The organism is Asaia bogorensis (assembly GCF_900465345.1).
Taxonomy (GTDB): Bacteria; Pseudomonadota; Alphaproteobacteria; order Acetobacterales; family Acetobacteraceae; genus Asaia; species Asaia bogorensis_A.
In genome coordinates, this window is record NZ_UEGO01000036.1 from 70,245 (window position 1) to 89,830 (window position 19,586).

The 19,586-nt window shown below is 61.2% G+C and carries 15 protein-coding genes; 4 read left to right on the forward strand and 11 right to left on the reverse strand.

Features of this window, described 5'->3' with window-relative positions; all coding sequences use genetic code 11:
* The first annotated feature begins 220 nt into the window (after positions 1–220).
* Positions 221–757: a hypothetical protein gene (locus tag ED655_RS14185; protein WP_122050726.1), complete on the forward strand. Its 537-nt coding sequence runs from the start codon at positions 221–223 to the stop codon at positions 755–757.
* Between the two features lie 209 nt (positions 758–966).
* Here the strand turns inward: ED655_RS14185 and ED655_RS14190 are convergent, their stop codons facing one another.
* Complete coding sequence (locus ED655_RS14190) at positions 967–1,416, reverse strand: RrF2 family transcriptional regulator (protein ID WP_122050727.1); 450 nt, start codon at positions 1,414–1,416, stop codon at positions 967–969.
* 129 nt (positions 1,417–1,545) lie between these two features.
* Between ED655_RS14190 and cysK the strand changes: the two genes are divergently transcribed.
* Positions 1,546–2,547: a cysteine synthase A gene (gene cysK, locus ED655_RS14195; protein ID WP_122050728.1), complete on the forward strand. Its 1,002-nt coding sequence runs from the start codon at positions 1,546–1,548 to the stop codon at positions 2,545–2,547.
* Positions 2,548–2,655: 108 nt separating this feature from the next.
* Here the strand turns inward: cysK and ED655_RS14200 are convergent, their stop codons facing one another.
* The 9 genes from ED655_RS14200 to gltX all read right to left on the reverse strand — a co-directional run bounded on the left by ED655_RS14200 (position 2,656) and on the right by gltX (position 14,437).
* Positions 2,656–3,780 (reverse strand): OmpA family protein, encoded by a 1,125-nt coding sequence (locus tag ED655_RS14200; protein ID WP_122050748.1) that lies wholly within the window; start codon positions 3,778–3,780, stop codon positions 2,656–2,658.
* Positions 3,781–4,099: 319 nt separating this feature from the next.
* Complete coding sequence (locus ED655_RS14210; RefSeq protein ID WP_122050730.1) at positions 4,100–4,432, reverse strand: DUF1491 family protein; 333 nt, start codon at positions 4,430–4,432, stop codon at positions 4,100–4,102.
* Entirely contained in the window at positions 4,429–6,075 is a 1,647-nt protein-coding gene (locus ED655_RS14215) for a S41 family peptidase (protein WP_122050731.1), read from the reverse strand. Before ED655_RS14215 ends, ED655_RS14210 begins: the two co-directional genes overlap by 4 nt.
* Positions 6,076–6,255: 180 nt before the next feature.
* Entirely contained in the window at positions 6,256–8,985 is a 2,730-nt protein-coding gene (topA, locus tag ED655_RS14220) for a type I DNA topoisomerase (protein WP_122050732.1), read from the reverse strand.
* 41 nt (positions 8,986–9,026) lie between these two features.
* Entirely contained in the window at positions 9,027–10,154 is a 1,128-nt protein-coding gene (gene dprA / locus ED655_RS14225) for a DNA-processing protein DprA (protein ID WP_122050733.1), read from the reverse strand.
* Between the two features lie 6 nt (positions 10,155–10,160).
* Positions 10,161–10,811 (reverse strand): glycerol-3-phosphate 1-O-acyltransferase PlsY, encoded by a 651-nt coding sequence (gene plsY / locus ED655_RS14230; protein ID WP_122050734.1) that lies wholly within the window; start codon positions 10,809–10,811, stop codon positions 10,161–10,163.
* Positions 10,808–12,100, reverse strand: coding sequence for a dihydroorotase (locus ED655_RS14235; RefSeq protein ID WP_122050735.1), 1,293 nt, complete (start codon positions 12,098–12,100; stop codon positions 10,808–10,810). The genes plsY and ED655_RS14235 overlap by 4 nt, the downstream gene beginning before the upstream one ends.
* Positions 12,097–13,038 (reverse strand): aspartate carbamoyltransferase catalytic subunit, encoded by a 942-nt coding sequence (locus tag ED655_RS14240; protein WP_122050736.1) that lies wholly within the window; start codon positions 13,036–13,038, stop codon positions 12,097–12,099. Before ED655_RS14240 ends, ED655_RS14235 begins: the two co-directional genes overlap by 4 nt.
* A complete protein-coding gene (gene gltX, locus ED655_RS14245) occupies positions 13,031–14,437 on the reverse strand; it encodes a glutamate--tRNA ligase (protein ID WP_122050749.1) in 1,407 nt (468 codons plus the stop codon). The genes ED655_RS14240 and gltX overlap by 8 nt, the downstream gene beginning before the upstream one ends.
* A gap of 329 nt (positions 14,438–14,766) precedes the next feature.
* On the opposite strand from gltX, the gene ED655_RS14250 reads away from it, so the two are divergent.
* Together ED655_RS14250 and ED655_RS14255 are read left to right on the forward strand one after the other, a co-directional pair.
* The gene (locus ED655_RS14250) at positions 14,767–15,837 is read left to right on the forward strand and encodes a purine-nucleoside phosphorylase (RefSeq protein WP_122050737.1); all 1,071 of its coding nucleotides are present in this window, start codon (positions 14,767–14,769) and stop codon (positions 15,835–15,837) included.
* A 57-nt stretch (positions 15,838–15,894) separates the two neighbouring features.
* Entirely contained in the window at positions 15,895–18,033 is a 2,139-nt protein-coding gene (locus ED655_RS14255; RefSeq protein WP_240993686.1) for a ComEC/Rec2 family competence protein, read from the forward strand.
* 3 nt (positions 18,034–18,036) lie between these two features.
* Here ED655_RS14255 and ED655_RS14260 read toward each other — a convergent pair whose 3' ends face one another.
* Entirely contained in the window at positions 18,037–19,287 is a 1,251-nt protein-coding gene (locus tag ED655_RS14260; protein ID WP_122050738.1) for a cation:proton antiporter, read from the reverse strand.
* Positions 19,288–19,586: the final 299 nt, after the last annotated feature.

Below are 19,586 nucleotides of genomic sequence, written 5' to 3' on the forward strand. Positions count from 1 at the left end.
CGCAGGCAAGCGTTTAGACTGATTCTGTAAAAAAAAACCTGCGTACCCTTTTCTTTTGTTTCAGTCTGCGCTCCCCCCTTCCTGTGGGGCGCGGCTTGCGCTAGGGCCATGGATGAATTTGTTTTCAGGCGAGCATGGCGCGCGTCTGAACATCTTGTGTCGGGCCTGCTGGTGCAAAAAAGCAGTATCGATTTTCGATGTCATGTGATCAGTGGAGTTGATGGTGCGACTGCGTGGTTCTGCAATTACTCTCGTTTCGGCCCTGACCCTGGCGGCCTGTGCACAAAAACCTGTCGTGCAGCGTGTCGTGCCGCCCAACCCCTTCGGCTACCAGAAGGTCTCCGCTGTCTGTAAGACGACGCCGGTCAAGACGGCTGCTGATGGCAGCATGAGCGTCGACATGACGGTGCGCAGCGATGATGGGCTTTGTGCGCTCTCGGTGCAAAAGCCGGGCAATACCAATTACCGCTCCTTCGGCGTGGCCCCTGCGCCAGAGCATGGCAAGGCATTCATCTATAATTTCGATGATCATACCTATGTCACCTACACACCCAGCACGGCCTATGCCGGCAAGGACAGCTTTACGGCGATCCTGATCCCTGGGGGCACCGAGCCGCGCACGAAGCTGACAGTCAATGCACTTGTGGATGCGACGGGTGTTACGGTAGCTGCCCCACCTGCACCGGTTCTGGCACCTGCTGCCAAAAAGCCGGTCGCCAAGCGCAGCGTCACGCATCGCAAGACCAGCAAGAAGTAATACATTCCGGTCAGGGGGCCCTCTTTTTTCATAAGGTGCCCCCCTGATTCGAGGCCAGTCGGCGTTGTCGGGTGCTGTGCCGCAGGGGGGGGCTCGTCCAGTCCAGGCTATATCCCGTGGCAGCATCAGGTCTGCCGGAGTTCTTGGGAGCCTCTCCCGTGTTTTTTGCCTCGACAGGATTTGCTCATTTCCAGCCGGGATAACGTCGTTCAGATCGAGAACGAAATCGGTTCGTGAACGGGGCGTCTGAGGCCTGCGGCTTCCGCCCGGCGCACCATTTCCTCAAGTGTCAGAGTAGCCATTTCAGTACGAATCTTCTCGTCCAGCACCTGCCAGCAGGGTTCGATAACGCTGCGGAAGAGCGCTCCCTGAGCAGTCTCCTCGGTCCCGGCATCATCCGATACGACCACGCGCACGATCTCATCCAGCCCGATATCGCGCTGTGGCCGACCAAGGCGATAGCCGCCACGGGGTCCGCGTACGCTTTCCAGCAATCCTGATCGTGAAAGTGCCTGGAGCAGAGGTTCGATTCCCCTGCGGGCCAGTCCTGCACGTTCCGCGATATCTCCCCCGCTGACAAGGCTCGAACGCCCGGCATGAAAGGCCACATCAACCATGATGATCACGGCGATCATTGCCCTGTCCCTGCGAAGATACATGCTGTTTTTTCCTCGATGACAAATTGTGCGTAATGTAGCAGTTATTGCCTGTAAATCACAGAGCTGCATCGCAGGAAAGCCGACATTGCAGGAAACACCCTCCTGCCATCTGATACAAAGGACCCAATCATGACCATTCGACACGAGAGGAGCGAGGCGCATGGTCTCGCATCGCGCTACGCCGCACCACGGGGTCGTGTCTATGAGTCGATTCTGGAGACGGTCGGCGGTACGCCGCTCGTGGCTGTCCCCCGTCTGACAACGGCCGACAAGCTTCATGCACGCCTTTTGCTCAAACTGGAGTTTTTCAATCCTCTTGGGTCGGTAAAGGATCGTATTGGTGTTGCCCTTATCCGGCAGGCCGAGGCCCGAGGCGATATCACGCCGGGCCGCACCGTCCTTGTCGAGCCGACATCTGGCAATACCGGCATCTCACTGGCCTTCGCCTCGGCAGCTTTGGGTTACAGGCTGATCGTGACCATGCCCGAAAGCGCCTCGATCGAGCGACGCAAGATGCTGCGCATGATGGATGCCCAGCTCGAACTCACCCCTGCAGCCCGCGGTATGGCCGGGGCCATCCTTCGCGCCGCGGAACTGGTGGCATCGCTTCCCGATGCCTGGATGCCCAGCCAGTTCGATAATCCCGCCAATCCCGAAATCCATGCCCTGACCACGGCTGAGGAAATCTGGGAAGATACACAGGGCAAGGTTGACCTGGTTGTGGCTGGTGTCGGCACAGGAGGGACGCTGACTGGCATCGCCCGTACCCTTCGGCCCAGAAAGCCGGATATGCAGTTCTGGGGGGTTGAGCCTGCCGAGAGCGCTGTACTCAACGGAGATGACCCAGGTCCGCATGGTATCCAGGGTATCGGTCCGGGATTCTGTCCGAACACACTCGATTCATCGTTGCTGGATGGCGTGCTGGCCGTGTCCGAGCGCGACGCCATGGCCGCGGCCCGGCGCTGCGCCCGTATTGAGGGCATTCCTATCGGTATATCCTCCGGAGCCTCGCTGCACGCAGCGCTCGCTCTGGCTCAGCGTGAGGAAAATAGTGGCAAGACCATCGTCACGATCGTCCCGTCCTTTGCCGAGCGTTATCTTTCAACGTCGCTCTTCAATGGGCTGGTCTGACAGTCTGTCATGAAAAAAGCCCTGACACCGCAATACGGTTCAGGGCTTTTCCATAATACTTTCGCCGCAGGAAGCTTGAGGCCCCTCAAGCGGTGCAGGCAAGCCTCATCAGTGCAGGATGATTTCCACGCGACGGTTCTGCGGCTCACGTGTGTTAGGGCCGGTCTGGACCAGCGGGTTGCTCTCGCCATAGCCCTTGACCGCAATCAGTCCACCAGCAACGCCATCACGGATGAGTTCCGCACGCACGGCATCGGCACGACGCTGTGACAGCTTGAGGTTGTAGGCGGCGCCACGGGTGCCGGGATGAGCTGCGCTGTTATCCGTATAGCCATTCACCTCGATGCGGGTGAGTTGCGTATGGGTCGAGTTCTGCGCGGCCGTACCGACAATAGAACGCGCCCTGTCAGTCAGCTCCGCACGATCCCAGTCGAAAAAGACCAGATAGCTGCGTGCCGGTGCTGGGGCAGGCGCTGTCATGACAGGAACGCTGCGCGGCGGCGGCGGGGCAGGATTGAACTCGTAGCGCAGACCCAGCAGCAGTGAGTGGTTGAAATCATTGCGGGTCACGCGATTGCCATCCATTGCGCCGGCCGGACGCGGGGCATCATAGCCGCCAATGCTGCCATAACCCGTCGCATGGTGGCCGTTCGGCCCCAGAAGTGAGTAGAAACGATATTCGGTGGTGAAAGACAGACCCACGGCGAAGGGAACGGGGAAAGACAGGCCGAAGATGCCCTGATAGGCAAAATTGCTCGTCGTTCCGCCAATCTTCTGGCTGAGATAGTTGTTCGGCGCGCGCACAGAAGCATTCATGGCCTGCCAGCCATAACCGATACCGGCACCAAAATAGGGATAGACCCAGTTCGCGCCAATATCCATGTCAAACAGGGCATTGGCCATGACGCCATAACCCTGCTGGCGACCGCCCGCAGCAGAGGGAAAGTAGCTCGACTTGAACTGCTGGAGGCGGTTGTTGCGGTAATTTCCTTCCACCTCGACGCGGAAGCCATTGCCAAGACCCCAGCCCACCGAGCCGAGACCCGTCACGCCGGCATCATAATGGTCGCGACCGCTTGGCAGTACTGGCGACAGACGCACGGTCTGGTCCTGATTGAAGCTCGCGCCCCCGGACCCGGCAACGTAGAGTCCCTTGACCACCTGCGCGTGGGCGGGTGTCACAATCAGGCCGAAACCTGCCAGAGCCGTCAGGCCAAGTCCATGGCGGCGCATGAGGCGGGAGAAGGATCCGACCGCCCGCCGGACATCGGAAAACGGGCGGCAAACGGCTTTACCGCGCGTTCGGTGTTCCAGCGTCATATCGTCTTCTCCATCCTTTTCACGCGGCAGACTGAAAGAAGGCCGGTTTCCTGGCCGTCCGCAGCGATCTGAATGCCGTCTTTTCGCTGAACTGTCATCCCTGTGCAACGCATGTTTGCTCTCCCGGTGCGTTCACCATGTGAACCGGTTCTTTCTTCCTGCTTCGAGTGTGGGATGGCTGCAACACCCGCTCTGCTCATGCTCAGGTTCATCTTGTCTGTCAGGCACCGGGTCAGGCTACACGATCTGGCAGAATGCGTTCGATAGGCTGGTCCACATCATCCAGGGTAAATTCGAGAACCCACAGGTCAGGATCGTAACGTTTCTGACGCTCAAGATAGGCATCGAGAGTCTCTGGATCACTCATGGGATGACGTTCCCAGCCTTGTCCCAAGGCTGCTACGCGCAACACGACAAGTCGGTTTTTTCGGTCCATCAGCACGATCAGCAGGGCGCCTGCGTCTTCATCGCCCCGCTTGAGCATCATTGCATCATGGCCCTGGCTCTGCGCCAGGCGCATCAGACCTCGCGCCCATAGACCGGTCTTGAGGCGAGCTTCAGTCATGGTGAAGCGTCGTCCATATCATCCGGCATGGCAGCCAGGGCAGCGCGATAACTTCCGGGGCGATGCAGGAGCAGGGCGGCCGTATCGAGGTCCGTATCCGTGCCAAGAGCTGCGGGGCAGTGACGCCGGATATCCAAGATTCGCGACACGCTGACCGGCAAGCGGATTTCACGACTGGCCCGTACAGTCTCGATATCCAGCAATTTACCCTGACCAAGTGCGTCCAACTGCTGTTCGAGAGAGAGAGCGCCGCGTGATGTACAGATCTGAGGCGTGACGCCCAGTCCCTGCAACGGCCATCCCAGAGGTGCGAGCACACGGCTCCATGTCACGAACAGTTCACCGCCATCAGGCATCTGGCCAATTGCCTGGACCAGTCCCTTGCCAAGTGTTGCGCTGCCGATCACCACGGCACGTCGATGGTCGGAAAGGGCCGCAGCCATGATCTCCGCAGCACTGGCTGTTCGCCCGTCAACCAGCACCGCGATCGGCAGGCCATGCGTCATGTCGCCGCCCTGCACCGCCCATACATGGTTTGATTTCGGGTCCCGGCCTTTCGTGACGACGGCAATGCCCTGATCAAGGACCAGCGCTGTTGCGGTGACCGCCTGCTGGAGCACGCCGCCGCGATCTCCTCGCAAATCAATGATCAGGCCTGTCAGTTTCTTGTCCTGCAGGGCCTGGTCAATGTTCTGACTCAGCTCCTCGGCCGTGTCTGAGGAAAAAGAGGCGATGCGCATGACGGCAATATGTTCATGCGTGCTGGCGAACACTGTCTGGGGCGGCACAATCTGGCGTTCGAGACGCATGATCGCCCCATGGCGCCCCGGATCGGCCAGAAGTAGCTTGACCTTGCTGCCGGCGGCGCCACTCAGCCAGCTCTCCACACTTGCCGTATCCTGGTTGCGTGTGGATTTTCCGTCAACAGCGAGAAGTCGTTGCCCGATATTGGCGCCCGCGGCCCACGCAGGACCATTCGCATTGATCGCCCCGATGACCAGTCCGGAACCGTCCCGTACGAGCGAGATACCTACGCCCGCCACGTCTCCTGCGCGATTGGCCCTGTCGTTACCGGCAGGTGCAGGGGCGACATAGCGCGAATATGGATCGAGGTGATTGAACAACTCGTCGAAGAAGCTCTGAAGCAGCGCATCGCGTCCGGCCTCTCTCAACGCCGGGGAGGCACGCCAGGCTGAACTCATGATCGAGACAAGGACGCGCACCCACTCGCTTGTCTCATTCTCACCCGGCTCACGAAATTCCGCGATGGTCTTCTGGCTCAGGCTCAGCCGAATACGGGCAGATTCCTTGGGCCCCTGTGATGGCTCATCAATGGTTATCGAGGGATCAATAGCCGTCAGACCGTCGAGACCCCAGAGGCTGTAGGTTCGGCTTGAATGAGCGTCCAGGGTTCGTGGTGACAGAAAACGAAAGGCGCTTGACAGCACAGAAGACAAAAGTCCGGCATCGAGTGCCGGATTTTTGTCGGAATTGCTCTGTGCAGCCCCTTGTGTGCCCTGTGTGAGGGGGGTCGCTTGCGCCAGTTCTGTCTGTGGTATTCCTCGTGAACGGGAGTGGGCTGCCTCAGCCGGATATGATCCGGCCAGCGTGGCAAAGGCAACGGTCAGCCCCATTGCGCCCATGAGCCCTCGTGAAGGCGCGCCAGTCAGGAAAGGAACATTGTTCAGAGCCGGTGACCTTGACCATCAGGGCGATGGCTTCCCCCATCGAGTGCTGCTTTAACGGTCCAGCCCGGACCGCGAAAGGGAGCCTAACAGGGGGAGCGATGTTTTTGCCACGGTCTGTGGCATCAAAAACGCAAATTACGCGGCGTCATCACCATCTGTTGTCCCTGAAGCGCGTGATTTCCGGGCTGGTTTCTTTACCCCCTCTTTTTCAGGGGAGTTTTTCTTGGCTGGCGACGCCTTTTTGGCTGCCGGTTTCTTGGCCGCAGCTTTCGGGGCGGCTTTCTTGCGCGGCGTGGTCTTTTCGGGCGCGGCGTCGCTCGACGCAGCCTTTGTCGTGGTCTTGCGCGTGGTCTTGCCCTTGGCCTTCAGGGGTTTCCCCTTTTCGACCAGAAGCGCCAGAGCCTCATCAAGGGTCACGTCATCCATCATCTGACCCTTGGCCAGATTGGCCACGACCTGCCCATGCTGCACGTAAGGGCCAAATCGTCCCTTGCGGACCATCACGGCCTCGCCATCCTTGGGGTGAGCGCCAAGATTGCGAATCGACGCCAGTTTTTTAGCCAGCGAGTCGATGGCGCGATTGAGCCCAACCGTCAGCACGTCATCATCGGCATCGAGCGTACCGAAAATGGATCCCATTTTCACATAAGGGCCAAAACGCCCCAGCCCGGCTTCAATCATCTCTCCGGTTTCAGGGTGAGGGCCCAGCTTGCGCGGCAGGGAGAGAAGACCGATCGCCTTGTCCAGCGTCAGCTTGTCGCCCTCCAGCCCCTTGGGAATGGTGGTGCGCTTGGGCTTGATCTTCTTGTTCTCGGGGTCGGCCTCGCCGCGCTGGATATAAAGACCATAAGGCCCGCGGCGTACGGTGACTTCCTCGCCCGTTTCCGGGTCCTGACCGAGGCTTTTCATTCCTTCCTTGAGCGTCTCGCCCTCGCCGCCATCCTCGGCCACGAGGCGACGGGTGAACTGACAGGTCGGATAGTTCGAGCAGCCGATAAAGGCCCCGAATTTGCCAAGACGCAACCCCAGGCGCCCCGTGCCACAGGCCGTGCACTGCCTTGGGTCACCGCCATCTTCACGCGCGGGGAAGAAATGCGAGCCCAGATCCTCATCGAGCGCATCGATGACATCCGAGATCTTGAGGTCCTTGGTCTGTGCTACGGCGGCGGAAAAATCGCGCCAGAACGCAGCCATGATGTCGTGCCAGTCGGCGCGACCATCGGAAATGTCATCAAGCTGTTCTTCGAGCGTCGCCGTGAAGTCGGTATCTACATAGCGTTCAAAGAAAGAGGTCAGGAATGCCGTGACCAGACGGCCGCGATCCTCGGGAATGAAGCGCCGCGCATCCAGACGCACATAATTGCGGTCGCGCAGAACGGTCAGGATCGAGGCATAGGTCGAGGGACGGCCAATGCCGATCTCCTCCATACGCTTGACCAGACTGGCTTCCGAGAAGCGCGGCGGTGGCTGGGTGAAATGCTGGTCAGCCTCGACACCACGGGTCGAGAGCGCATCGCCCTCGCTCATGGCAGGCAGGACACGGCCTTCATCCTCATCCGATTTGGTATCGTCACGCCCCTCGCTATAGAGCTTGAGATAACCGTCAAATGCGATGATCGAGCCATTGGCGCGCAGAATGGTGCGCTGCGCGGCATCGGACAGATCGACCACAACCTGATCGAGCTCCGCCGACTGCATCTGTGACGCGACGGCGCGTTTCCAGATCAGCTCGTACAGACGCATCTGCTCACCCGAGAGATGCCGGGCCATCGATTCAGGCGTGCGCGTGACATCGGTGGGGCGAATAGCCTCATGCGCTTCCTGCGCATTCTTGGCCTTGCTGGTATAGACGCGCGGCTTTTCCGGCAGATAGGGCGCGCCGTAACTGCTCCCGATCATGTCGCGGATGGCGTGAACGGCCTCGGCCGCCATCGTCACACCATCGGTACGCATATAGGTGATCAGACCGACCGTCTCGCCGCCCAGATCGACACCTTCATAGAGCTGCTGGGCAGCGCGCATCGTCGATTGCGCGCTCATGCCGATCTTGCGCGAGGCTTCCTGCTGCAGCGTCGAGGTGGTGAACGGCGCAGGCGGGTTGCGTCTGGCCTTCTTGCGCTCGACGGAGCGGACTTTGAAGCCTGTAGAGGCCACGAGGTCACGCGCCGCATGGGCTTTCTCGGCATTGTCCAGATCGAACTGATCGAGCTTGCGGCCATCAAGATGCGTCAGTCTCGCTGAAAAGGCAGCGTTGCGCGGTGTCGCGAAAGACCCCGTGACCGACCAGTATTCGCGGCTTTTGAAAACCTCGATCTCGGCCTCACGCTCGCAGATCAGACGCAGCGCGACGGACTGCACGCGACCGGCGCTGCGACTGCCGGGCAGTTTGCGCCACAACACGGGCGAGAGGGTAAACCCGACCAGATAATCGAGCGCACGGCGGGCCATATAGGCATCGATCAAAGGCTGATCGAGCGCACGCGGATTGGCCATAGCCGTCTGCACGGCTGATTTGGTGATTTCATTGAAGGTGACGCGCTGCACGTTCTTGCCGCGCAGCAGGTTTTTCTCTTCCAGTGCGGCACGCACATGCCAGGAAATGGCCTCGCCTTCGCGATCCGGGTCAGTGGCGAGATAGAGCGTATCGGCGTTCTTGACCGCTTTCGCGATAGTGGCGATCTGCTTCGCCCCACGCTCATCGGTCTGCCAGTCCATGGCGAAATTCTCGTCAGGCCGCACACTGCCGTCTTTGGGCGGCAGATCGCGGACATGGCCGAAGGATGCCAGAACGATAAAATTATCGCCCAGATATTTGTTGATGGTCTTTGCCTTCGCCGGGCTTTCGACCACTACGACATCAGTCATCTCTACTCCAGAACCGCTCCGGCCTGTTCGTAACCGTTGGGTCAGGCTGTCAGGACAACCTGCCCCCCGGGAAGGAAGGTCGCTGTGCCGCCAAGTTCGAGTTCTGACAGGGCGGACAGCACCGTGGAAACCGAGAACTGGCAGTGCGCTACGATATCGTCAACTGCCACAGGCGTCGGAGAGAGAAGCTCACATAGTCTTTTTTTGACGCTCTCAGGGTCCGGAGGTGGTGAAAACCCTGCGCTTTCGGGCTCTGAAAAGCCCGGCAGGCCTGTCCATAGGGGTTCGATACGGGTGCCGGCGCCGCTCTCGATCTGGTTCAGGACATCCTGCGCCGTCTCGGTTAGAATCGCGCCCTGTCGCAACAGATCGTTGCCACCGCGTGAGCGCGGGTCGAGTGGTGAGCCCGGAACGGCAAACACGTCCCGTCCGTAATCGAGGGCAAGGCGCGCGGTGATGAGCGTGCCAGAGCGCATCGCGGCCTCGATCAGGATGACACCTAAAGAAAGGCCGGCAATCAGACGGTTGCGTCGCGGGAAGTGACTGGCCTGGGGAATCGTGCCGAGAGGGGCCTCGGTTACAACGCAGCCCCGTTCGGCAATGGCACGATAGAGCCCCTCGTTTTCGGGGGGATAGAAACAGTCAAGGCCGCCCGCCGCGGCACCAACGGTCATGCCCTGATGCAGGGCGGCACGATGCGCGACAGTATCGATCCCGCGGGCCAGGCCCGACACGATCACACAGCCCTCATGGGCAAGAGCGCCGCTCAGGCTCTCAGCAATGCGCAACCCTCCGGCTGAGGCATTGCGTGCGCCGACAACCCCGATGGCCTTCTGTGACAGCTTTTCAGCTTGGCCCCATAGGCTCAGAACGGGGGGCGCATCGGTAATGCGCGAGAGAAGGGCGGGGTAGTCCGGGTCGCCAAGGAGCAGCATGCGCCCACCGAGTCGTGTCAGAGCCTCCTGCTCGGCTTCGACACTGTCTCTCGTCGGGATGGCAATGGTAGCGCGCCGTCCCGCCTTGCGCACGCGCTCGGGCAATGCCTCGATGGCGGCGCCGGCTGTCCCGTGTTCGGTCATCAAGCGTCGGAAATTGACGGGGCCGATGCCGTCCGTGCGGGCCAGGCGTATAATGTCGAGCCGTTCATTTCCCTGAGATACGGCCGACATGATGGGTCAGATTTCCTGCTTGGTCTGGGGCGGCGGGTCGATATTGATGCGCGATTCCCGTCCCGTGAGCAGACGCCGGATATTGCTCGTGTGACGCAGGAGAATGATGAGTGTCAGGATGAGTGTCGCAATGGAAAGCGGGCTGTGCACGGGCTGTTCGCTCAGCGGCGCCATGATGAACGGTGCCACGGCAAAAGCGGCCAGCGCCCCTGCCGACGAGATATGGGAGAGTTTGGCAACCGCCAGCCAGACCAGACAGCAGGCAATGCCCACGGGCCAGCACAGGGCAAACAGCGCCCCCAGCCCGGTCGCAACACCCTTGCCCCCGCGAAAGCCGAGCCAGACCGGAAAGCAATGGCCGATCACGACACAGACTGCGGCCACAGCCATCCCTGTCTGGATGCCGCCATCGAGAAGAAGGTGCACAACCAGCACGGCCAGAGCGCCCTTCAGCCCGTCGAGCAGCAAGGTTGCCGCAGCCAGGCCTTTCCGGCCCGTGCGCAGGACGTTCGTGGCGCCGATATTGCCCGAGCCGATCTTGCGAATGTCACCCGCCCCGCCGACATGGCTGATCAGCAACCCAAAAGGGATACTGCCCAGCAGATAGGCGATACCGGCACAAAGCAGGAAAGGGGGCGTGAGCAGATGATGGATCATGATGCGGCACCATCGAAAACGCGCTGTCCGTTCTTCCACGTTCCCAGAACGCGCCCCTTGAGGCGCTTGCCGTCGAAAGGTGTGTTCTGCGCGCGTCCGGGCTGCTCGCCTGCTTCAACTACCCATTCAGCCGCAGGGTCGAACAGGCACAGATCGGCGCTGGCGCCGATCTCCAGCGTTCCGGCATCGCTGCCCAGCAACCGGGCAGGGCGGCGGGTGAGCAGCGCTATGAGTTGCGTCAGGGTAAGCACGCCGTCATGCACCAGAGACAGACCGACACCAAGCAGCGTGGTCAGGCCTGTCCCACCGGCGCAGGCCTGAGCGAAAGGCAGACGCTTGTCATCGGCGTCCCACGGCGCATGGTCCGAGGCAATGGCGTCGATTGTCCCATCCGCGAGCGCCGCACAGACCGCCAGACGGTCCTTTTCTGCGCGCAACGGAGGCGAAAGCTTGGCGTAGGTACGAAATTCGCCAATCGCCTCTTCATTCAGCGCAAAATAGGGGGGTGCCGTGTCACAGGTAATGGCCAGACCGCGGGCCTTGGCCTGACGGATCAGATCGAGCCCTTCGCCGGTTGAGACATGGCCGAAATGCAAGGGGGCGCCAGTCATTTCCGCAAGACGGATATCGCGGGCAATCAGAATGGCCTCAGCAGCGGCAGGTATCTGGGGCAGGCCCATGCGGGTTGCGAGCGCTCCTGCCGTGGCAGCGCCCCCTTTTGCCAGAGACGGGTCTTCCGGGTGCTGCACCACCAGAGCGCCAATCCCCTTGGCATAGGCCAGAAGCTGGCGCATGCGCTTGGTGTCGGCAATGGCATGAATGCCATCGGTAAAGGCAACGGCCCCGGCTTCGCGCAACATGCCAAGCTCGGCCATTTCCTCACCCTTGCAGCCCTTGGTGAGAGCGCCATAGGGCAGGATGGTGACGAGGCCCGTTTCCTCGCCACGGCCACGCAGCAGGCGCACCAGAGCGGGCTCGTCGATGGCAGGTTTGGAGTTGGGCAGGGCCGCCAGTGTTGTCACGCCACCGGCAACCGCGGCACGGGCGCAGGAGGCGATGGTTTCGCGATATTCAAAACCCGGCTCGCCAATGGCAACACGCATATCGACCAGGCCGGGGCAGAGAACCGCGCCCTGACCATCGATGCTCTGGACACCTTCCGGTGTACCCTCGGCACCAGCCTTGTCACGCCCCGCGATGCGACCATCCGAAACACGCAGGCGCGAAAGCGACTCCTGACCCGTTACCGGATCGATCAGCCGGACATTTTCGAAAATGAGATCGGTCATGACGCTGTCCGCATACGTGAGAGTCGGTCGAGCACGGCCATACGCACGGCGACGCCCATCTCGACCTGTTCCTGAATGACGCTCTGCGCTGAGTCCGCCACGTCCGAGGCAATTTCGACACCGCGATTCATCGGACCCGGATGCATGACTAGCGCGCCGGGCTTCGCCAGGGCGAGACGGCGGCTGTCGACACCATAGAAACGGAAGAACTCACGAGCGCTCGGCACCAGCCCGGCGCCCATGCGCTCGCGTTGCAGGCGCAGCGTCATGACCACATCGGCATCACGCAGGCCGCTTTCCATATCATGATGGATCGAGACCGAACCCAGCGAAGCCATCGCAGCAGGAACGAGGGTAGGCGGTCCCACCAGACGCACCTTGCTGCCCATGGCGGTCAGCAGATGAATGTTCGAGCGCGCCACACGGCTATGACCCACATCGCCGCAGATCGCGACGGTCAGACCGCTGAGCGTACCAAGATGACGCTTGATGGTCAGGGCATCGAGCAGGGCCTGTGTCGGGTGCTCATGCATGCCGTCACCGGCATTGACCACACTGGCCTCGACCTTCTGGGCCAGCAGGGCTGGCGCACCCGAGGCCGCGTGACGGACCACCAGCAGGTCGCAGCGCATGGCGTTAAGCGTGGCTGCCGTGTCGAGCAGCGTCTCACCCTTGTTCACCGAGGAGGTGGCGACCGTCATGTTGATGACATCCGCCCCCAGACGCTTGCCCGCCAGCTCGAAGCTGGTGCGCGTACGCGTGCTGTCCTCGAAGAACATGTTGATCACCGTCCGGCCGCGCAGCGCATCACGCGGGGCGGTGCGTGAACGGCTCAGCAGGGCATAATTGGCCGCGAGATCGAGATAGGGGGTGATCTCCTCGGCGCTCATGCCCTCAAGGCCGAGCAGATGATGCCGTCGGGTGAGCGTGTCAGCCATGCGCGATCGCGGCTCCTATACGGGCCAGAACCTCGTCCCGGCCAAGGGCTTGCAGGGTCAGGTCGATACCGGGTGATACCGTGCTGCCGGTCATGGCCGCACGCAGGGGCTGGGCAACCTGACCCAGCTTGATGGCTTTCGCCTCGGCGAATTCGCGAAGTGCGCCATCGATGGCCGACGCCTCGAATGGCTCCACCAGAGCGAGGGCCTGCGCCACACCGCGCAGCACATCCTTGCCTTCTTCCGAAAGCTGCTTCTGTGCCTTGGCGTCATAGGTAAAGGGCAGGGAGCGACCCAGAAACGCGGCGCTGTCGGCGAGGTCTGTCAGAAGCTTGGCGCGCTCCTTGAGGCCGGGCATCAGCGTCAGCACGCGGGCGTGCAGCGCATCATCCACCGTCACGTCCTCGCGTTCCTTCAGGCGTTCGATCACATCGTCGGTCAGACGTGCATCATCGGCCTCACGCATATAGACACCGTTCAGATGCGTCAGCTTGACGTAATCCATGCGTGACGGCGAGCGGCCAACGCCATCCAGATCGAACAGACGGATCTGCTCCTCACGGTTGAGGATCTCGGCATCGCCATGACCCCAGCCCAGACGCAGCAGGTAATTGCACAGCGCCTCCGGCAGAAAGCCCTCATCGCGGAATTCAACCACCGATTGTGCGCCATGACGCTTGGAGAGCTTCGCGCCGTCCGGCCCGTGAATGAGCGGCAGATGGGCGAAATGCGGCAGATCCCAGCCCATGGCGCGATAGATCATTGCCTGACGAAACGTGTTGGTCAGATGATCATCGCCACGGATCACATGGGTGATTGCCATATCATGGTCATCACACACCACGGCATGCAGATAGGTGGGTGTGCCATCCGAGCGAAGAATGATCAGATCATCCATTTCGGCATTGGCGACGCGGACCTCACCCTGGACCAGATCGTTGATAACCGTCTCACCCTCGCGCGGTGCCTTGAGGCGCACGGCGAAAGGCGCTCCCTCGGGAGCTTCAGAGGGATCACGGTCACGCCACATGCCATTATAGCGCGGCGGCTGGCCATTCGCGATGGCGTCCTCGCGCATCTGCTTCAGCTCGTCTGCCGTGCAGTAGCAGCGATAGGCCAGACCCTTCTCAAGCAGTTCCTGTGCCACTTCCGTATGGCGGCCCTGACGCGTGGACTGGAATACAGGCTCCTCATCCGCCGTGATGCCCATCCAGGCCAGCCCTTCGAAAATCACATCCACAGCGCGCTGCGTCGAGCGCTCGCGGTCCGTGTCCTCGATTCTGAGCAGGAATTGCCCACCATGATGGCGGGCAAAAAGGAAATTGAAGAGGGCCGCACGGGCATTGCCGATATGCAGCAAGCCGGTGGGAGAAGGGGCAAAGCGTGTGCGAACGGTCATGGCGCTCCCATAGCATGATTGCGTGCGCCACACTACCGGATGGCGATTTGTTGTCCGGGTATCATGAGAGGCAAGTCATGCCTCATGAGCGTGCTGCCCCATGCCCCGACAAAGGATAGTCACCCTTATGGAAACCTGTCTGGTGAAAATCTGGCACAGGGGGAGCACGCCCCTTCCAGGCAGCGGGGCAAGCCCCGTAGAGGCTGCGGATTGCCGGTTGCCTTGCGAGGGACATCGCGGTCAGATGTCTGCCGGGTCAGACTCCAGATCAAAGCAGTATCCTGCGAACAGTATTTGCAGAAACCTGTATTCGATGTAACGATCCCGATATGAAAAAACGATTGCTTCCCGCCTGCCTCGCATCTCTCGCCTGCGTTCTCGATCTGGGGGTGGCATACGCCCATGCTGCACCCGTCGCACCGCGCGTCATTATTGTGGCAGGCTGGGAAAACGGTGCAGATACAGGCGATGCGCCGGGCGAATATCAGGACTGGGTCGAGCGCGAGCATCTGAGCGAGACAGTGCCAGTGCGTGGCGTGAAGGAGCCCATCCTGCGACGCAATAACGACGGGGTGTACGGCATCGTGCTGCGTTCCGGCCCGTCTGAACTCATGGCTCTGGCACTCGACCCGGCATTTGACCTGAAAAGGACCTACTGGATTTTCACCGGTATTTCCGGCGTGAACCCCAATGTGGCCTCGGTTGGAAGCGTGGCCTGGGCGCGCTGGGTGGTGGATGGCGATGCCCTGCGTGAACTCGATGACCGCACCATTCCCAAGGACTGGCCCTATGGGCTTTACGCCATCGGGGCAGACCGCCCGAACACCCTGCCGAAAGATCCCAATCACTATGGCTCGGTGACGGATGTCGCGCAGTTGACTAAGGCCTATGCGCTCAATCAGGGTCTGGCGCGGTGGGCCTATGGTCTGAGCAAGGATGTCAAATTGGCCGACGACCCGGAAATTGCCCGCCGACGCGCAGCCTGGCCTGCGAGCCTTCCTGCCAGCAAGCCCCCGATGATCCTGATGGGCGAGACCTTGGGGGCCTTGCGCTACTGGCATGGCGAGGCACGCAATGACTGGGCGCAGGACTGGGTGAAACTCTGGACGAAAAACCAGGGCGTTTTCGTCATGACCAATGAGGAAAGCCAGACCAACCAGAAGCAGATGCGCCTGCTGGCAAAATGGGGCTATGTCGATCCTGACCGGGTGATGGTGCTGCGTTCGGGCTCCAACCCTTCCATGCCGCCCCCACATGTTTCCCTGACCCAGTCGATGGGCGATGAGGGACCCGGTCAGAATGTCGCTTTCGACAATAATGAGCGCGTCGGGGCGCCGGTCGTGGCGGAGCTGGTCCGTCATTGGGATCACTATCGTGACCATGTGCCCTCCGCCCCCTGAAGGCGCTGGACAGGGCTCCTTTGACAGGTGCGCCTTGCCCTGTCGGGGCGGAGGGATGTGGCCCTGCCGAGGCAGGGGGATGTGACGCTCTCCCGCCTTGCCGGGTCTCTTGAGAGCATTCTGCTCTCGCAGGGGCGCGGGCTTGTAGCCTGGCTTGCCGTAGCATGGGCCGCAGGATGCCTGATCTATTTCCTGCCCCGTTACGAGCCCGGTTTCTGGTGCGCCAGTGCCTGCGTCCTCGCGGGGCTGGGCATAGTGCTGTCAGGGTGGTCCCGTATCAATGCCAGAAGCCTTGGCTTTGTCATGGTGATGGCGGGCGCGGGGTTTCTGCTGGCGCGGGCGCAGGCAGGGCGGCAGCCCCCCATGCCTGCGCTTCCCTCACTGGCGGTCGTGTTGCATGGCAGGGTGATCGATGTCGCTACGACCACGGAGCCCGGCCAGATCCTTCAGCGCTTGCGCGTCAGGGACGCTGTGTTCGAGAGCGGGGTCGATATCGGCATGGCCCCGCTACAGCGTGATTTGCTGCTCTTTACTCACGATGGTCAGACCTATGTTCCGGGCATGGTGCTGCGCCTGCGGGCTGTATTGCGTCCGCCTGACTGGCCTGATTTCCCCGGTGCACGCGATCGGCAAAGAGAGGCGTGGTTCGATGCCCTCGCCGGATCCGGTCGGGTTCTGGGCGTGCCAGAAATCCTCGCTGCACCGCAGGGCTACAGGCTGGGGCGCTGGCGCGCCTCGATCACGGCAGAAATCATGCACCATCTCGAAGGGCAGCGCGCCGCCATTGCCGCCACCCTGCTGGCCGGGCATGGCGAGGGGATAAGCCAACAGACCAGACAGGCCTATGCGGCATCGGGGCTGGCCCATATCCTTGCCGTCGCGGGGCTGCATCTGGGTCTGGTCATGGGCGCCCTCTTTGCGGCTGTACGGATGGGGCTTGTCCTCTGGCCGTGGCTCGGTCTGCGTCTGCCCTGTCGGGAAATCGCTGCCTTCGCGGCACTGGCAGGGGGTGTGATCTATGTGGCGCTCACCGGGTTCCATTTGCCAGCCTTGCGCAGTCTGGGCATGGCGGGTCTGGCAACCCTTGCCCTTCTGAGCGGGCGTCGTGTGCTCTCCATGCGCTCGCTGGCTCTGGTGGCACTGGTCCTGCTCATGACGTCTCCGGTGCTGGTGCTCGATCTGTCATTCCAGATGTCGTTTGCGGCCGCCATGGCCCTGATTGCGGGCTATGAGGCCATGCGGCCGTGGTTTGTCCGGCGAGCCGAACAGGGGCATCATGGCGGCATCGGCCATCATCTCATGTTGCTTTCTCTCACCAGTGCGCTGGCGGGCGGGGCAACCCTGCCACTGGTCATGGCGGGCTTTGGCAGTTTTCAGCCCTGGTTCATCATGGCCAATCTCGTCGCTGTACCCATAGCGGCGTTCTGCATTATGCCCGCAGGGCTGTGCGCGTTGCTGCTCATGCCATTGGGGGCCGCTGGCGCACCTCTCTGGGTCATGGGGCAGGGGATCGGACTGGTTTCATCGTTGGCCGCCCATGTTGCAGCATGGCCAATGGCCCATATCGCTGTGCCCCATATGCCTTGCTGGACCTTGGTCCTGTATATGGCCGGGCTGGCAATCCTGTGCCTCTGGCGTGGCAAGGCCCGTTTCATGGGGCTGCCTCTCATGCTGACAGGGGTTGTGGCACCGCTTTGTCTGTCAGCGCCTTTGCTGCTTGTCTCACCCGATGCCGGTCTCATCGCTTTCCGACAGGGGAGCGCCTGGGTTGCGGGGCCGCATGGCAGTCTTTCAGCCCATACGCTCTCTGCCTGGGTGCAGGCCTGGCCCCGGTCTGTCATATCATCGGCACAGCTGCCGAGTTGCGATGCTCAGCGGTGCCATATCGAGCGGGGAGGCCAGAAAATCGCCATCCTGTTCTCCCGCCTCCGTTCAGCAGACCCACCTCCCGAGTGTACGGGCAACGCGCTCGTGGTCAGCGCTGCTCCCCTGCCATCGGTGTGCAAAAGTGGCGTCTATGTCGATCGCTTCACGGTCTGGCGCGATGGCGCAGTCATGGTGCGCGATGGCGCGAGTCAAAGCAGGGGGGAAGCCTTTCAGATCATATCAGACCGTTCATGGCGCGGTGCGCGGCTATGGGTGCCGCGCCCCGGTTTCAGGGGCGTACCCAATCTGCCTCTGGCAAAGGCTGAGTAGCCCTCAGCCCTTCTTTGGATAGAAATGAAGAGCGACACGCTCCATGCTCAATCCCTGCACCAGAATGGTAAAGACCACGATGCCGTAGCAGATCGGGGCAAGAACCTCCTTCATCGGTCCCGCAGGCAGGGTGAGCGCGAGCGACAGTGAAATGCCACCGCGCAATCCGCCCCAGGTCAGCACGGCCAGCATGCGCCCGCGATCTTCGCCATAAAGATGGATCGGCAGGATGGCGAGAAACACGCTGAGCGCCCTCGCTGCAATTGAAAGCGGGATACCCAGAAGGAGGGCTACGAGCGCACGCTGGCTGGGAATGGCGGCCAGCACCTCAAAGCCGATCATCAGGAAGAGGAGCGCGTTCAGGATCTCGTCAACGAGTGTCCAGAAGCTGTTGAGTTCCTCACGCGCATGGTCGTCCATGCTGCTCTTGGCGCGTTCGCTCCCCAGACAGAGACCTGCCACGACCACGGCGATCGGGCCTGACATGCCAAGCGCATGGGCAAGGCTGAATGTGCCTGCCGCCAGGCTGAGCGACACCAGAAGCTGCAAGTGGCTGTCGCGTGCAGCACGAAAGCAGAGAAGGGCAATCAGACCGGCCACAAAACCAAGCCCCGCACCCCCTACAGCCTCGATTCCGAAAGCTTCGGCGGCATCCATCAGCGTCAGATGATGGCCCTCGCCCGTGACCAGTGTCATGGCAAGGCCGAAAATCACGATGCTCACCCCGTCATTGAACAGGCTTTCTCCGGCAAAAATGGCCTGAATGGGTCCCGGCAGACCCAGCCGACGCAACATGCCCACCACCGAAACCGGGTCGGTTGGCGCGAGAATGGCCCCCAGCACCACGCACCACAGGAATGGCACGGGCAGTCCCACCTGCGCCATGACCCAGTACATGGCCCCACCCAGCATGAACACCGCCAGTATCGTTCCCACGATGGCGAGGAAGAATACCGAGAATTTCCGCTCTATCAGATGGCGTGTATCGACCTGCAGGGCACCGGCGAAAAGCAGGAAGGACAAGGCACCGTCCAGCAAATTGCCGGGCAGGTCGGCCGAGGCCAGAAGCGTCAGGGGCAGAGTGTGCAGATCCACACTGGGAAGGGCCATGTCGAGCCCCTTGACCACGAGCGATACGATCAGGGCAATCAGCAGGATGCCGATCGTCATGGGCAGGCGCAGCAGCTTGTAATTGAGAATGCCGCAGGCCGTGCAGAGTGTAAGAAGAATCGCGAAGAGGCTGAGTGAGGACATGAAATCTCTTTGCCGATGATGCCGGGATGGCCCGTTTTACCGCATGAGAACGTGAACGCACGCCCTTCGTCCAGCTTCTCACATTATGTCATGCACAAAACCATGGTTTACCTCCCGGGTCGCGTTGGACCAGAGGCATTACGCTGAACCATTGCGATATCGTATTGTATAGGGCTAGCCTGCTCATCCGGTCCCAGAATGACTGCCTGTTTTTGACTGGAAAGGGAGAGAGACCTGTATGAGCGAGAGAGGCATCATGGCCACGTTGAATGGTCTTGGCATGATAATGGTCGGGTTGC

Coding starts and splice junctions, on each gene's coding strand:
- topA (WP_122050732.1), bottom strand. CDS start 8,985: ATGACTGATGTCGTAGTGGTCGAAAGCCCGGCGAAGGCAAAGACCATC.
- ED655_RS14250 (WP_122050737.1), top strand. CDS start 14,767: ATGAAAAAACGATTGCTTCCCGCCTGCCTCGCATCTCTCGCCTGCGTT.
- ED655_RS14240 (WP_122050736.1), bottom strand. CDS start 13,038: ATGGCTGACACGCTCACCCGACGGCATCATCTGCTCGGCCTTGAGGGC.
- dprA (WP_122050733.1), bottom strand. CDS start 10,154: ATGTCGGCCGTATCTCAGGGAAATGAACGGCTCGACATTATACGCCTG.
- ED655_RS14210 (WP_122050730.1), bottom strand. CDS start 4,432: ATGACTGAAGCTCGCCTCAAGACCGGTCTATGGGCGCGAGGTCTGATG.
- cysK (WP_122050728.1), top strand. CDS start 1,546: ATGACCATTCGACACGAGAGGAGCGAGGCGCATGGTCTCGCATCGCGC.
- ED655_RS14260 (WP_122050738.1), bottom strand. CDS start 19,287: ATGTCCTCACTCAGCCTCTTCGCGATTCTTCTTACACTCTGCACGGCC.
- plsY (WP_122050734.1), bottom strand. CDS start 10,811: ATGATCCATCATCTGCTCACGCCCCCTTTCCTGCTTTGTGCCGGTATC.
- ED655_RS14200 (WP_122050748.1), bottom strand. CDS start 3,780: ATGCGCCGCCATGGACTTGGCCTGACGGCTCTGGCAGGTTTCGGCCTG.
- ED655_RS14185 (WP_122050726.1), top strand. CDS start 221: ATGGTGCGACTGCGTGGTTCTGCAATTACTCTCGTTTCGGCCCTGACC.
- gltX (WP_122050749.1), bottom strand. CDS start 14,437: ATGACCGTTCGCACACGCTTTGCCCCTTCTCCCACCGGCTTGCTGCAT.
- ED655_RS14235 (WP_122050735.1), bottom strand. CDS start 12,100: ATGACCGATCTCATTTTCGAAAATGTCCGGCTGATCGATCCGGTAACG.
- ED655_RS14215 (WP_122050731.1), bottom strand. CDS start 6,075: ATGGGCGCAATGGGGCTGACCGTTGCCTTTGCCACGCTGGCCGGATCA.
- ED655_RS14190 (WP_122050727.1), bottom strand. CDS start 1,416: ATGTATCTTCGCAGGGACAGGGCAATGATCGCCGTGATCATCATGGTT.